General features: G+C 52.5%; 18 protein-coding genes. 2 read left to right on the top strand and 16 right to left on the bottom strand.

The window, feature by feature from the left end:
- Positions 1–5: 5 nt before the first annotated feature.
- The 16 genes from HS100_02475 to HS100_02550 form a co-directional block, all read right to left on the bottom strand.
- Positions 6–1,460, bottom strand: a complete 1,455-nt coding sequence (locus HS100_02475; GenBank protein ID MBE7432758.1) for a permease — start codon at positions 1,458–1,460, stop codon at positions 6–8.
- Positions 1,457–1,861, bottom strand: coding sequence for a winged helix-turn-helix transcriptional regulator (locus tag HS100_02480; GenBank protein ID MBE7432759.1), 405 nt, complete (start codon positions 1,859–1,861; stop codon positions 1,457–1,459). The genes HS100_02475 and HS100_02480 overlap by 4 nt, the downstream gene beginning before the upstream one ends.
- 129 nt (positions 1,862–1,990) lie before the next feature.
- Positions 1,991–3,016 (bottom strand): prenyltransferase, encoded by a 1,026-nt coding sequence (locus tag HS100_02485; GenBank protein ID MBE7432760.1) that lies wholly within the window; start codon positions 3,014–3,016, stop codon positions 1,991–1,993.
- 117 nt (positions 3,017–3,133) lie between these two features.
- The gene (locus tag HS100_02490; GenBank protein MBE7432761.1) at positions 3,134–4,333 is read right to left on the bottom strand and encodes an ATP-dependent 6-phosphofructokinase; all 1,200 of its coding nucleotides are present in this window, start codon (positions 4,331–4,333) and stop codon (positions 3,134–3,136) included.
- 23 nt (positions 4,334–4,356) lie between these two features.
- On the bottom strand, positions 4,357–5,364 hold the full coding sequence (locus HS100_02495; GenBank protein MBE7432762.1) for an SDR family oxidoreductase: 1,008 nt from the start codon (positions 5,362–5,364) through the stop codon (positions 4,357–4,359).
- Positions 5,365–6,261, bottom strand: a complete 897-nt coding sequence (gene rarD, locus HS100_02500; protein ID MBE7432763.1) for an EamA family transporter RarD — start codon at positions 6,259–6,261, stop codon at positions 5,365–5,367.
- Between the two features lie 12 nt (positions 6,262–6,273).
- The gene (locus tag HS100_02505; GenBank protein MBE7432764.1) at positions 6,274–7,104 is read right to left on the bottom strand and encodes a serine/threonine protein kinase; all 831 of its coding nucleotides are present in this window, start codon (positions 7,102–7,104) and stop codon (positions 6,274–6,276) included.
- 43 nt (positions 7,105–7,147) lie between these two features.
- The gene (locus tag HS100_02510) at positions 7,148–7,531 is read right to left on the bottom strand and encodes a DUF2203 domain-containing protein (protein MBE7432765.1); all 384 of its coding nucleotides are present in this window, start codon (positions 7,529–7,531) and stop codon (positions 7,148–7,150) included.
- Between the two features lie 101 nt (positions 7,532–7,632).
- A complete protein-coding gene (locus HS100_02515) occupies positions 7,633–7,845 on the bottom strand; it encodes a cation transporter (GenBank protein ID MBE7432766.1) in 213 nt (70 codons plus the stop codon).
- A gap of 60 nt (positions 7,846–7,905) precedes the next feature.
- Positions 7,906–9,099, bottom strand: coding sequence for a sulfite exporter TauE/SafE family protein (locus HS100_02520; protein MBE7432767.1), 1,194 nt, complete (start codon positions 9,097–9,099; stop codon positions 7,906–7,908).
- 97 nt (positions 9,100–9,196) lie between these two features.
- Positions 9,197–9,706, bottom strand: a complete 510-nt coding sequence (locus HS100_02525; protein MBE7432768.1) for a hypothetical protein — start codon at positions 9,704–9,706, stop codon at positions 9,197–9,199.
- 25 nt (positions 9,707–9,731) lie between these two features.
- Positions 9,732–9,956, bottom strand: coding sequence for a hypothetical protein (locus tag HS100_02530; GenBank protein MBE7432769.1), 225 nt, complete (start codon positions 9,954–9,956; stop codon positions 9,732–9,734).
- A 41-nt stretch (positions 9,957–9,997) separates the two neighbouring features.
- A complete protein-coding gene (locus HS100_02535; protein ID MBE7432770.1) occupies positions 9,998–12,478 on the bottom strand; it encodes a copper-translocating P-type ATPase in 2,481 nt (826 codons plus the stop codon).
- 54 nt (positions 12,479–12,532) lie between these two features.
- On the bottom strand, positions 12,533–12,751 hold the full coding sequence (locus tag HS100_02540; protein MBE7432771.1) for a heavy-metal-associated domain-containing protein: 219 nt from the start codon (positions 12,749–12,751) through the stop codon (positions 12,533–12,535).
- A 24-nt stretch (positions 12,752–12,775) separates the two neighbouring features.
- Complete coding sequence (locus tag HS100_02545) at positions 12,776–13,186, bottom strand: cupredoxin domain-containing protein (GenBank protein ID MBE7432772.1); 411 nt, start codon at positions 13,184–13,186, stop codon at positions 12,776–12,778.
- Positions 13,187–13,208: 22 nt separating this feature from the next.
- Entirely contained in the window at positions 13,209–13,478 is a 270-nt protein-coding gene (locus HS100_02550; protein ID MBE7432773.1) for a metal-sensitive transcriptional regulator, read from the bottom strand.
- A 141-nt stretch (positions 13,479–13,619) separates the two neighbouring features.
- Here HS100_02550 and HS100_02555 point away from each other — a divergent pair, with 141 nt between their 5' ends.
- Together HS100_02555 and HS100_02560 are read left to right on the top strand one after the other, a co-directional pair.
- Positions 13,620–14,318 carry a Crp/Fnr family transcriptional regulator gene (locus tag HS100_02555; GenBank protein MBE7432774.1) on the top strand — a complete coding sequence of 233 codons (699 nt, stop codon included), beginning with the start codon at positions 13,620–13,622 and terminating at the stop codon, positions 14,316–14,318.
- An 81-nt stretch (positions 14,319–14,399) separates the two neighbouring features.
- Entirely contained in the window at positions 14,400–14,618 is a 219-nt protein-coding gene (locus tag HS100_02560; GenBank protein ID MBE7432775.1) for a hypothetical protein, read from the top strand.
- The last annotated feature ends 376 nt before the right edge of the window (positions 14,619–14,994 follow it).

Genomic DNA, 14,994 nt, shown 5'->3' on the forward strand with positions numbered 1-14,994 from the left:
TCGAATTAGTGAACTGGCGCCAATTTCTGGACATTGCGGCGATTGACGAACCACAACAGTCCAGAAAGCAGGGCAAGGAAGATTACAAGGTATAGCGCAACAAACCCGATGCTTGTGCCATCCACCCATGTTCCATAGATGAGACCGGCGAGCGTGCTAAACAACGCGACCCAGGCGACATAGGTCCATGATTTGACGCGACCTATGATGGTGGAAATAATGAGGATGCTTTGCAGGCTGAGTTCGGGATCCGCCATGAGATAGGCAAGCAAAGGTCCACGGTGCATGCCAAGGCTGAGAAACATGTTTGCAATGGGAACTTCGACCAGCGTGGGGAAATACATGAACACGCCGAATATCACGCCTGCTAGATTACCAATCAGGGTGTTCTGTCCAGCCAGCGTTTCAATCCATTCCGGTTTGATGAGGACGCGGATGACACCCACAGCAAACACGCCTGCTACCAGCAACGGAAAAATCTGTTTAACGAATTTCCAAGACTCCCATAAGAAGTCGCGGGTTTCATCTTCGGTCAGTCTGGTTTTGATGATCCAGCCGGATATGCCTAGTGCAATCAACACCCCAAAGAACTTGCCATTGATCAGGATATCCAATCCACCGGTTTGAGGATTCATGCCAACAGCAGCGACCAACAGGGTGAGACCCACAACGCCAAGCGAGATCCAAGTCCATTTGTTGAAGCCATCGAAGATATTTTCCATGCCCTTCCACGATGTAATACCAATCAGGATAAGCAATCCGATCAGAATGGCGCCCTGAGCTGTTACGCCCTCTTCACCCTTCGCCGTATCGAATGGGATGAGGTTGTAGAGGAAATCCTGTACCTGGTCCATGCCCGAAATTGGGACGGTCAGGGTGGCATAGGTATTCGTCAGCAGACCGACTTTAAGAGTGCCGGAAAGCAGCAGAGAGATTAACACCAGCAGGAATACCAGCGCAATTCTTCGCATCTTCCCCTGGGCCGCAAACATGGTGTCGGTGGCTTTGTCATGTTCCATATCCTCGTGACGGAAGATGAGCGCCATGATGATGCCGATGCCGATGCCAAACGCCAGGGAAAGGAAGAACCGCGCGAATGCCAGATCCACACCGATGATGCCGCCTGTGTAGATCAAGGCGAGGATGTTTGCGGCGGGGGCAAAGAACAGGAACGTGATGGCAGGACCCAGCCCCGCGCCTTTTTTGTAAATCCCCGCAAATAAAGGCACAATGGTGCAGGAACAAACCGCCAATACCGAACCAGCCATTGCAGCGGCGGGATAGGATATAAATCTCGGGGTGTTCCTCCCTAGAAAACGAGTAATCGTTTCTTTCGGAATTAACGCAGTCATCGCGCCCGCAATGTAAAAAGCTGGCAACAAACAGAGGAGAACATGGGCGGCGAGATAGGAGGCAAGGTTGCTTAAACCGCCATAAATCAAGTCCGGAAGAAGGTTCATGGTGTTTTCACGTTCAAGGCATTTAGCGGGATCAACGCAGGCGCACAATGCGGACATTCACACGATGGATAGACCTGAGTGTTAATGAGCACAGAAACTGCATCGGCTGAGAGTCCACTTTGAGAGGCAGAAACTGTGATCAGGTCCAGCAGAGAAGCGTTCTTGATCCGGTAATAGACATAGCGCCCCTCGCGCCGGTCCTGCAAAATATCCGCTTTGCGCAACGCCATCAAATGCTGGGAGATGTACGCCTGCCGCCAGCCAAGTGCCGCCTCGAGATGACAGACGCAGGCTTCGCCTTTCCCAATCGCAAGCAGAATGGCGATACGCTGCGGCGAGGCGATGACCGAGAGAGGCGCAGCGATTTTTTCGGAAAATTCGAGGATGTGGCGTTTCTTCATATTCAAAAACCTGAATACATTATAGATTTATATTCATAAAACTGAATGTGACATATATCCCGATTAAAGAAAACAAAACTCCCGCCGTTTCAAGCGACGGGAGTCTGGATTCTGACAATCGAGCGGTTTCTACCGCCAGAAATTCTGCGTGGCAGGCAGGATGCGAAGCACAATATCCAGGATCAAGCCGAGCATAAAGTACATTCCGAAGGCGCGGTTGTTATAAAAACCAAAACCCACAAAATAGAGGGGCCAGCCCCTGCCTTCGGGACCTTCGGGTTTGGTCTCCGGTTTTGGTTTCAGAAAGACCGGGTACATGCGCAGGAATGTCGGGATCGCCAACAAGACGATCGCCATGACCGGGGTGAAGAACTTGATCGCGATCAAATAAGCCGTCAGGAAATATGGAAAGACCATCATCGCCAATACCGTGTAACGAGAGGCTTTTTCACCGATCACCACCGGCAGGGTGTGGATATTCTTCTCTTTATCTTTTTCGAGTTTGTCGATGTGTTTCCCAAAGATGACGGTTGTTACGCCAAGGGCATAAGGGAGACAGGCGAGCACCACGTTCCAATCCCAGCGGTGGGCAAGGACGTAGTATCCGCCGCCGATCATCAACGGACCCCAGACCAAAAGCACGGCCACTTCGCCAAGAGCAATGTACTTGAGGGGCCAGGTATAGAAGAGGACGAAAAATGCGCCGAGTCCGAGCAAGACCCACACTACAGGGTCGTTCGAATTGACAAAGATCAAATACAGACCCGCCAGGAATGCCAGACCGCCCGTCACCGCGAAGTAAGTAAGGTGCTGGCGCGGTGTCATCAATCCGCTGGCAATGGGCTGAGCTCCGTAGATGTTGCGATAGTAATTGTCCTTGTCCACGCCGCGGACGAAATCGGTGTAATCGTTGAAGATGTTATTGCTGGCATGAGCCATGATGAGGCCGAAAACCAGGGCAAGCCACGGCAGAAAATCGAAGGATCCGTCCCGCCAGGCGAACAAGCCTGCCAGCGCGGCGGAAATGAAAGTCATGATAAGAACCGCAGCCCGGGTGGAGATCAGCCACCTGGAAATGACATCGAGGGCATCCCATTCATCCTTCGAGACAGATGGAATGACCTGCAAGGCCTTCTTCCACATTGTAAAATTCATTTTTCGCTCCTTGAATTTTTCGCAATTATAACCAAGTTGGTCTCCTTTCCTCACCGACGATTGTCACTCAATTTCGTGAACAAACTCAGATTAACCTTTGAATTCAAAAGGGGGCTTTTACAATTCGCTGGTCATGATGAAGAGCGGTTTCATCTCGAAGTTCTCGTAGCGCGGACGATAACGCTCGGTATCGTAGAATTGGGCAACGTTGACAACCTTCTTGGTAGCAGTGACCACATCCAGAGGCACGTTGTCATATCGACCGTTTTTCAAAACCACCAACCGGCCGTGAATGCCCTTCAAGATCAGGTCGAGCGCAAGGTTGCCGAACGCCATCGGGACAATCGAGTCGATGGCATCCGGGTCGCCGCCGCGCACCATGTAACCCAGTTTCTGATTGACCACATCCACGGGTTTGCCCTTGTTGAATTGCGCCGATAACTCCTTTATCTCGGCTGAGACAAGATCGCCGATGCCTCCCAATTTTGCGTGGCCGAAGGCGTCGGTCGACAGGTCCTTGAAGACCATCTCCCCGCCTTCATACATTGCGCCCTCCGAGATCAGGAGCACCGAATAATTGCTCGGGTTCATCTGACGGTCTTTGATCAACAGTTCGGTCAGATGCTCGATCTTGAACTTATATTCAGGAATCACACAGCGGTTCGCCGCGCCCGCCATGGTCGGAAGCATCGCGGTGAAACCAGCGTAACGCCCGAACACTTCGAGGACAAGAATGCGCTCATGCGATCCGGCGATGGTGCGCAGGCTGTTGGTCAGCGCGATGGTTCGGGTGACGCAGGTGCTGAAACCGATGCAATAATCCGTGCCGGGGACGTCGTTATCCATCGTCTTGGGGATGGCAATCACCTTGACGCCTTCCTTGTACATCCGCACGCCGTAACTCAATGTATCGTCGCCTCCGATGGGGATCAAATAATCCACGCCGAGGAATTCGAGGTTCTTGAGAACCTCCGGCGTCAGGTCATTTTTCTCCGCGGAGAATTTATCCGCCAGATGAGATGGGACGTTCGACCTTCTCATCGAACTCGGATTCGTGCGAGAGGTGTGTAAAAACGTCCCGCCTGTGCGCCCGGCGCGATTAACGATCTCCTCGGAAAGATATTGGAAATTCTTACTGTTGTCCGCATTTTTATCGCGGACGGTATCCACCAGACCGCCCCAGCCCCGCCGAAACCCGATCACCTGCCATCCCTCGCGCAAAGCACGGATGGTCACTGCGCGAATGGCGGGATTCAATCCGGGCACATCCCCGCCCCCCGTCAAAATTCCGATCACGCCTTTTTTTATATTCGACATAGACGCCTCACATTTCGATTTTTTTAAGCGAACGCCCGCTCATATCTGGCGAGAATCAAATCCCATTTGTCGATTGCCGCCCGGTCAATGGTTTGAAATTCGGGGTGCGCTTCGAACCATGCCAATGCCCGTCGCAGGCCTTCGCTCCATTTCACCTTACAATTATAGTCCGGCACGAAGCGTTTTATCTTACTGTTATCGAAGACCACGCTGTTTGATTTATCGCCGATGAGCGTTCCCAGGGACGATTCATCGTGGCGGACGATGAAATCCGAAGGGATGTGGACCAGCCTCGGCTCCGCGCCCAGGGCTTGATACGCTTCGAGGTAGATCTGATCCCAGCTGAGGACTTCATCCGATGTGATCTGAAAGGCTTCGCCGATGGCGTTCTCGTTCCCAAGCAGGCCGAGAAAGCCTTTGGCAAAATCTTCGTTCCAGGTCAAAACCCACAGCGAGGTCCCGTCTCCGGGTACGATGACAGGTTTGCCTTCTTTCATGCGTGAGATCAACGTCCAGGGGTGGGTCCAACTCCCGTAGATGAAAGGGATTTGCGTCCGTCCGTATGTGTGCGACGGGCGGACGATGGTGACCGGGAATCCGTTATTGCGGTATTCGTCCATCAGCAAGATCTCGCAGCCGATCTTGTTTCTTGAATACTCCCAAAAGGGATTCTCCAGCGGTGTCTCTTCCGTGATGAGATAATTCTGCACCGGTTTTTGATATGCGCTGGCGGAGGAAATGAACACGAACTGGCCGGTCCTGTCACGGAAAAGCGCAAGGTCCCGCTCGATGTCTTCGGGAGTAAAAGCAATGAAGTCAACGACCGCATCGAAGCGCTGACCAGCCAACAGGGCGGAAAGATGCGTTGAATCGGCGTGGACATCAGCTTGCAGGGTCATCGAACCTTTCGGCGCATGATACTTCCCCGAGGTGGAGCGGTTCAAAAGGAAGAGTTCGTGACCGTGCTTTACGGCAAGGTCGGAACATGCCGAACTGATTAGACCCGTGCCGCCGATAAAAAGTAGTTTCATTTACTCTCCCAATTCAGGAACCGGTTCGACCGGGTTGCGATGCGCGGCGAGATTCTCGACCCAGAAGATGATGAGCGCGATCCAGACGATGCCAAAGCCGGTCAGGCGGGCGGTATCGAACGGTTCTTTGTATATAAAAACGCCGATGAGAAATTGAATGGTTGGCGCAAAATATTGCAGCACGCCGATCATATTGAGGGGTATCTCCCTGGCAGCAGAAGCGAACATGAGCAATGGAATGGTTGTGACCACACCCGCGCCAACGAGCAGCAGGTCCACGGTAAGACCGTCATGCAGGAATTCGCCTGAGCCGCCTGCCTGCGCGGCGATGAGATAGATCAAGGCGATGGGAAAGACAATGCCTGTCTCGAGCGTCAGCCCGAAGACCGAACCGAGCGGCGAAAGTTTTTTGACCAAACCGTACAAGCCAAATGTGACCGCCAATGATAATGCGATCCACGGCAGTTGCCCGTATGTGAACGCAAGGTAACCCACGCCGACCGCGGCGATGATGACGGGAAGCCATTGCATCGGGCGTAATTTCTCGTGCAGGAAGATGACGCCGAACAAAACGCTCAATAATGGATTGATGAAATAGCCAAGGCTGGTCTCTACGATGAAGCCAGCGTTCACACCCCAGACATAGATCAACCAGTTCAATGAAAGCAGCACGCCCGCAATCGCATAAATACCAAGCGTCTTGCGCTTGAACGCCACAGAACGGAATTCATGCCATTGACGAGTTACGAATATGAACGCTATCAAGAGAAGAAACGACCAGGCGATGCGATGCCCAAGCAATTGGATGGCGGGAACCTCATGCAGCAACTTCCAGTAAATCGGAAAGAACCCCCACATCGCGTATGCCGCGACGCCGTACCAAATACCTTTATTCATTTTCCTCCAGTTTCATAACTTTCTCAAAAACCATTTTCCCGAGACAACTTCGTTTATATCGCGCGCAAAATCGCCCGCGGTAGCGTAACGGTCGCCGGGGTCCTTCGCCATCGCCTTTGCCACCACCTCCTGCCACACGGCGGGAATATTCCCCTTGATCGTGCGGATGTCGGGTATGGGAAGCTCGACATGGGCGTTGATCAATGCAGTGGTCGAACTGCCGGAGTAGGGCAACTGCCCGGTCAACAAACGGTAGAGGGTCACGCCCAGGGCATATACATCCGAACGGCCGGTCAGTTGCCTCCCCTGAACCTGTTCGGGACTCATATAAGCAGGCGTGCCCACCAGCCACTCGCCTTCCTCATCCTTGAAGGATTTGGAGGTCGCGATCCCAAAATCGGAGAGGAAGGCTTCGCCCGATGAATCGAAGAGGATGTTGGACGGCTTGATATCGCGGTGGATGATCCCTTTTGCGTGCGCCGCATCCAGCGCATCGGAAACGCGCTTGAGAATATGCGCCATCTCCGTCATTTTCAGTTCGCCCTTTTGGATCTTATCCTGCAGACTCCCGCCAGACATGTAACGCATGACGATGTACGGCTGCTGCCCATGCCAGCCAAAATCATAAATGGGCACGATGCAGGGATGTTCCAAAGCCGCGATGATCTCCGCTTCGTTCTGGAAAAAGTCTCGATACACCTCGTCCAATGTCCGGCTGTACATCAGGACTTTGACCACAACCTGCCTCTGAATATAAGGATCTTTCGCAAGAATGATCACGCCCATCCCGCCTGTCGCCAGTTCAGATTCGACCTCATACCGTCCAATCTTGGTTACGTTCATCTCTGCTCTCCGGGGGTTCTTTGATAAATGTTTGGCGTTGGAGTCATTCCCAGTCGATGGGCTGACGACCCGCAAACCCCGCCTCGACCTCGTGCCAGAACTGGATACTGTCCTCGTTGTATTTCCAACACAGATAAATGAGTCTGCCATCCTTCATCGCCGGGAAATCGATCAATCCACTGGCAAGGTCCTTGACCTCGATTCCCATATCCTGAAGACGGTGCAGGATGGCATCGAGCCGGTCGAAATCAGGCAATATTTTGCTCAATTCAGGATTACCCCCGTTCCCCGCAGATTTTTCCACCACCGACCAGATCTCGGGCTGATGCGAACGAATCCGCTCCCCGATCTTCATCAACTCATCCACCATCGGTCTCACGATCTCCAGCAGATTATTGGCTTCTTTGGGGGTGTAATACTTTGGCATGGCTGGCAGTATACACGTAAACAGGTCAAAAAGTAAACAAGGACCCGGGCTGTCCTGCAACACTCGTGTCCTTGTTACATGTCCGTTGTCGCGCTCTCGCTTTATGCCGGGATTGCCGTGTATCCCTTCCTCTTTACCGCCGCAACAATCTCATCATCGTTCAATTTTGATTCGTCGTATTCGATGGCCATCTCCAGCTTGTGATAGCTGGCGTTGATCTCTTTCACGCCGTCGAGGTCGTCTTCCAACGACTCGATCTTCATCGCGCAATTGGTACAGCTCATATCTGGGATCTTGAAGGTTTTTTTGATCATAGGGAGTTCTTTCCTCTTTCTTCTTTCCTCAATGATGAAAGAGGAAAGAAGAAAGAAAGCTTATTGATTTTCAAAAACGATCTGCCCAGTGTACATGCCCATGGAACAGGTGAAGAACAGAGTGGAGCCTGCTTCTTGCGCAGGGATGCTCACTTGTACAGTGCCAGTATCGGGCAGGAGTTGATAGAAGTTCAAATCAGGGATGACGAAGTCACGGGCACAGGAGTAGGTATTGTTCGTGACGAGATTCAAGGTGAGGTCTTTGCCTGCGGGTGCGCGGAGGATGCCGGGAGAATATCCGTTATTTTGCACGTTGAGGACGATTTCGCCATCTTTGGCAGGGACGGCTGGAGCGGCAACTTCGGCTTGTGGGGCGAACCAGTTCCGGGTCATGTTTTGAAGCGAGAAGGGGGAACCCATCAGGTTGAGTCCGCTATCGAGGGTATAAATCCCCAAAACCAAAACCACAGCCGCAACAAATCGCATGAAGAATTTTTCGAGCTTTGCGCCGAGTTCGGTGGTGAGGTAGGCAACGATGAAGAAGACCGGGCTGGTGCCGAGCGTGAAGGCGAACATGAGCGCCGCGCCCACGAGTGCGCTGCCCGTGCCGAGGGCGGTTGCCATCATGGCTTGGGTCACGCCGCAGGGGATGAAGACGGTGAGCAAGCCAAGAAATAAAGGCGTTGCTGTGTCCGCCCCTTTGGCTGTTCTGCGGATATAACGCGTGATGAACTTGGGCGGCTCGATGGAAAAGTAACGAAAAATCGGGTGGACGTTGAACATGCGCAGTGCATTACCCACCATAAATATGCCAATGGCGAGCAAAAGCAAGGCACGGGTCATGGGGCTGAAGGTCAGATACGAACCGACCCAGCCCAATAAAGCGCCGAGCAATGTATATGCAACCAATTTGGAAACGAGGAAAAGTGAAATGGGAAGTGCGGAGTTGGTGCGTGGTGCGGGCTGTTTTGATTTTTTATGCCCGACCTGCCCGGCATAATCCTGCTCGATCTGGTGGGCAAGCGAGCTGGCAAGCAGACCACCCTGCACGGCAAGACAACTCAGCCCGCCCGTGGTGAGACCGGTAATGAATGCAACCGTCAACTGGCTCATTAAGCCAGAGTCGGCGGCGATGTTAACGGAATTCGTGTTTGATTGAAAGACGATCATGGCAATCGAAACTGCCAGAAATACAACACCGATCATCACGATGATGACCGGGTCGACGGATGGTTTGTTCTGTTTTTGGCTCATGCAACCTCGATAAGTTCAAATCATAAAATCAAATGATTAGCAAGTTGTGAGAAATTTAGAGGTGCGAAGCGACTGCCTCGCACCTCTGATCATATTCTTATCGTTGTCCACCATCCCAAACGACGAACGGCATGTTGATGACAACACCGGGCTGTTCGATGGTCAATTCACCGGCGGCTTCGGCGGCAAGGACATCATCGACATGAGTCAATTCACGGGCTTTGGATTCATCCGTCCAGGTAATGACGTTGAGGCGGCGAAGTGGAGTGTATCCGTCGCTTCCGGGCGGGTTATCAAAAACATCTGCCTGGAAACCGAAAGGGCCATCGCCAGCGATGCCATTGGTGAAGACGTACACGTTCGCCAGGGATTCATCGGGCACATTTGCCAGCGACGGCACCAAAATGACCGGTGACTTCATCATGTCGGTGAGGGTTTGCGCCACACCAGGGTCGGAAGTTTCAGTATGGACGAAGTAGATCTCTTTGCCGTCTGCCCAGGCTTTCCCGGCGGGCAATTCCGCTTTAGGCATTTCAGCGGTCTGCGGGGCGCAGGCAGTCAATGTGAGGAGTACGACTGCGAGAAGAAGAACAGATATTTTTTTCATGTTAAAGGTTTCCTTTTCAATGGGTCTATTTTGATTCGGGTGTTTCATCCTCAAGTGGATGTTCCACCTCACCCGCCATGAACGCTTCTGGTGCACTCAAAAACGCTTTCAAGCAGGCTTGGTTACAAAAATAGACTCTCTCTCCATTGAACATCGCGCTTGGGTAAGCCGATGGGTCTTTCAGGGTTCCGCCGCAAGCAGATTTGGTTATGGGGAATTGGTGATTGGTAATTGGAGATTCACTGTTCATTGTTCATTGCTCGCTATTCACCATTCACTATTCTCTATTCACTAAATTTTCACACCGCGCAACCGCAAACTATTCGTCACCACGAAGACACTGCTGAACGCCATTGCGGCGGCGGCGAGCATCGGGTTCAAATATCCGAGCATCGCGGCAGGGATCAAGATCACGTTGTAAATGAACGCCCAGAACAGATTCTGTTTGATGGTCGTGACCGTCTTGCGAGACAAACTGATGGCACGTGAAACACCGCGCAGGTCACCGCTCATCAAGGTCACAGGGGCAGCCGCCATGGCAACATCGGTGCCAGTGCCGATCGCGAGTCCGACATCCGCTTGCGCAAGAGCCGGAGCATCATTCACACCGTCACCCACCATAGCTACTACATTTACGGTTTTCGATTTTTGATTTTCGATTGCACCTTGTAATTTCTTGACCTCAGCTGATTTACCTTCAGGAAGAACTTCGGCAAGAACCGTATCGACACCAACCTGCTTTGCAATCGCTTCAGCAGTTTTTTGGTTATCGCCGGTGATCATCGCAACTTTCAAGCCCATCTTGTGCAGATCGGCGATCGCATCTTTCGAGCTATCCTTGATGGTATCTGCCACGGCAATGACTCCTGCCGCAGTGTTATCAATCGCAACCAACATGGCTGTCTTAGCTTCAGATTGGAGGCGCGTCACTTCGGATTCAAGATTGCCTAACGAGATTCCTCTCGCCTCGAACATTCTCTTGTTCCCAACCATCACGCTTCTTCCTTCGACCTCGGCTTGAACGCCATGCCCAGCCTCAGCCTTGAACCCAGCCGGTTCGACCAAACTCAACCCGCGAGTGGTCGCTTCCGCCCAGATCGCTTCCCCAAGCGGATGCTCAGAACCTTTTTCCACAGAGGCAGCCAGGCGCAGCAATTCATCTTCTTTCCACTTTCCACTTTCCACTACAATATCTGTCACTGCTGGCTGACCCTTCGTGATCGTCCCGGTCTTATCCAACACAACGACACTAACTTTGCCAGCGCGCTCGAGCGCTTCACTATTTCTAAAGAGGATGCCCGCTTCGGCGCCTTTGCCCGTTCCAACCATGATGGCGGTCGGGGTAGCGAGTCCCATCGCACACGGACAGGCAATGACCAGCACAGCCACCATGTAAATGAGCGCGCGGGTGAAGTTATCGATATCCGAATTGATCGGCAAGGTGGGACCAAAGAAGTACCAACCGAAAAACGTCAGCAAGGCAATGACGATGACGATGGGAACAAATACGGCTGAGACTTGATCCGCCATTTTTTGAATGGGCGCTTTGCTGCCTTGCGCATCTTCCACTAACTTGATGATCTGCGCCAGCGCGGTTTCTTTTCCAACTTTGGTGGCTTCGAATTTGAGCATGCCCAACTTGTTGAGCGTTGCACCAATGACCGGGTCACCGGGCTTCTTTTCAACCGGCAGCGACTCACCCGTCAACATGGATTCATCGAGGGTGCTGCGACCTTCCACCACCACCCCATCGACCGGCACTTTCTCGCCCGGCTTCACCATCACCACATCGCCCACGCGGACATCGTCCACGGGGATTTCAGTTTCCACGCCCTCACGAACAACGCGGGCGGTCTTGGCACGCAGACCCATCAACTTCTTGATGGCTTCAGAGGTGCGTCCCTTGGCACGGGCTTCGAGGAACTTGCCCAACTTGATGAGCGTGATGATGACCGCCGCCGTCTCGTAGTAGACATGTCCCATCAGCCAGCCAAAGGTGATCGGCAGGGAGTAAAAGAACGCGGCGGATGTTCCCATTGCGATAAGCACATCCATGTTGGCAGACTTATTGCGGATCGCTTTGAAAGCGCCAACATAATATTGCCAGCCGACATAGAACTGAACCGGCAATGCCAATAACAGCATCAGCCAGCCAAACCACGGAAGGGTGTCACGCATGCCTGCCATGGTGGTATTGGTGTAAACAAAATCGGGAAGCAGCCCGAAGTCTTTGCTCATGGAAAGAACAAAGAGCGGGACTGTAAATATCAAACCAATGATGAGCAGACGGCGTTGTTCGTTGATCTCATGTTCGCGCGCCATCGCTTCGGCATCTTCTGCCGCACCGCCCAGTTCCATCGCTTCGAATCCAGCGGCGGAGACTGCCCGGCGTAATTCAGCTTGCGAAATAATCGTCGGCACGTACTTGACGCGTGCCTTTTCAGTTGTAAAAGTTACTTGCGCTTCAAGAACACCATCGAGTTTGGTGAGAGCTTTTTCAAGACGGCGGGCATCGTTGTCATCAGACAAACGCTTGATGACGAGATCCGCTTCACCAGTGGCGACCCCGTACCCGGCGCGGTTGACGCGGGCGATGAAATCGCCTAATCCCAGTTTGGATGCGTCAAAGTCCACGGTAGCGCGTTCGGAGGAGAGATTCACCACGGCATTATCCACGCCGTCGAGTTTCTTCAGATTGCGCTCCACGGTGGCAACGCAGTTGGCGCAAGTCATGCCGGTGATGGGGAGTGTGAGTTGCTTTGTTTCAGTCATTGAAACTTCCTTATAGACCTGACAGGTTTTCAAAACCTGTCAGGTCTTAGTAACTTACAAAGTGATCAAACCTTCGGCGGGGTAATTGATCTCGGCGAGCAGCGCCTTGATCTTCGCTTCATCAGCAGGGGCATCGAAGGTGATGGTCACTTTCTTGGTGGCTTCTTCTGCCTTCACGGATTGGACGCCCTGCAATTCGCCGACTTCCATTTCGATGGTGTGGGTGCAATGTCCGCAATGGATCGCGGGAACGGAATAAGTTACTGTGGTCATGAGTTTTCTCCTTGAATTTGGTTTTTATTTGACAATTAATTCGCCCGTCATACCGGCATCGAGATGACCGGGAACGGAGCAAATAATTTTATACGTACCAGGCTGGGTGGGTGTAAAGCGCAGCACACTCGTTTCACCAGATCCGGTGGCGGTATGCAGGTCGAACTCTGCATGCTGGTCAGACATATCATGCCCGCTCATCGAGCCTTCCGTTGAAACATCTTTCGCTGGAATGACTTCGATCGCAAAGTCGTGCTCGATCGCGCCATCGTTGACGAGGGTGATCTCCACGGGCTGCCCCGCCGTTACCGTGATGCTGGCTGGTTCAAAGGCAAATTCGCTCATGGTCACGGTGACCTTGGAGACAGACTGCCCTCCCGCACACGCGGAAAGAAGAACCGCCAGAAAAACGGGTAATACTTTCTTGATCGCCATTTCTATCAACTCCTAGAGGGATTTAAACTTTCGTGGACATTTCGAACACTTCAGTGATTTCCTTCAGAACCCGTTCACGTTCCTTCTTATCGCTGCCCTGAATGGCAGTCGTGACACAGGAGTTCAGGTGCCCCTCCAGGATCTGTGTGCTGACCTTATTTAACGCCGCTTCGACCGCCTGTATCTGCCGAATAACGTCGATGCAGTATGCGTCCTCTTCCACCATGCGGATGACTCCGCGCAGGTGCCCTTCCACTGTCTTCAATCGCCTGAGTGTGCTTTCATTATCCATGGTTACCTCTATATTCCAGATACAGAATTCAGTATTTCTCTTACCCCCCCCCAGGGGGGTAGGGGTATCTCCACTATAAAGGAAACCCCTTCCACCTGTCAAGTAGACAATTGTCATCGGATTGGGGTGTAAAATGACGGGATGGAAATTTCACCCAAAGACCTCAAACAGGTCGTCATTTTTGAGAACGCCACCAACGACGACCTTGTACTTTTCTTGAAAAACGGGATTACCCGTTCGATGGAAGAGGGCGGATATTTCTTTTTACAAGGAGACGAAGCGACTTACCTGTACATCCTCACCGGCGGACAGGTCAAATTGACCCAGTCAAACCCCAGCGGACAGCAGGTCAACTTGCGGACGATCTACCCGTGGCAGATGTTCGGCGCATTGGGAGCTGTCAGAACCGACGGGGCCACCTACCCTGCATCAGCCCAAGCCCTCGAGGACAGCACGGCTCTTGCCGTCCCCAGCCTGTTCATGCGCTCCATGATGGAAACTCGTCCCTATCTCTCATTCGAATTAATGAAATTGATGACCTCTTACATTCAGGAAATGCAGGCTCGTTACCGCGAACTTGCCACAGAAAAGGTCGAGCAAAGAGTTGCCAACGCATTGATCCGCCTGGCAGGGCAATCAGGCACGAAGCCCGGAAAAGAGGCGGGGGTCGAATTATTCTTCTCCCGGCAGGACCTGGCGGAGATGACCGGCACCACGCTGTACACGGTCAGCCGTCTCCTCAGCGATTGGGAACGGAAGGGCATTATCAAGACCGGCAGGGAAAAGATCATCGTTCTGAAACCTCACGACCTGGTGCGAGTAGCGGAGGGATTTGCATAGGGCGTTGGATGCAATGGGTCGACTTGCATTTGTGATAATTTGCGCCAGCGCAAAGACGGTTTGGGAGGATTGCGATATTCTATGCTCATGCTGAACGATGATTCTGAGATTTCCAATACCCAAGTCGAAACTGTTTTGAAATCCGCCCCCAAAGCCTTTCGCTTCTTTTTGGACTGGCACACGGCTTGCGCGGGCTGCGGGTTTGCGCGGTTTTGTACGTTGGGAGATGTCGTCAATGCATATCAGCTTGACGAAAAGAAGTTCCTGCAAGAAGCAAAAGACTTAGTCGTTCAAATTTAAAAGGAGTTTTGAATGAAACCAAACTTTAAACTTCCAGTATTGCTGATCCTGCTGGGCATCCTGCTCGTCGCATGCGCAGGCGGAAATTTTCAACCCGTTGACAAGGAATACGTGCTGACGACCGACCTGCGCAATGGCAGCCTGGTCTTTCTCGGCGTCAGCGATGAGATCAACGGACAGGAGAACCCAACCCTCAGCGCCAAACCCGGAGAACGAATCACCGTCACGCTGATCAACGGCGGTGAAGGCTCACACGATATTTCGTTCCCTGAAGTAAAAGCCAGCACCGAGGTGGTGACGAAAAAAGGCGAGACCGCCTCTGTCACATTTACCGTCCCGAATGTGCATGGCGAAATGGAATATTATGACAGTGTTG

Source organism: Anaerolineales bacterium (assembly GCA_015075725.1).
GTDB lineage: Bacteria > Chloroflexota > Anaerolineae > Anaerolineales > Villigracilaceae > Villigracilis.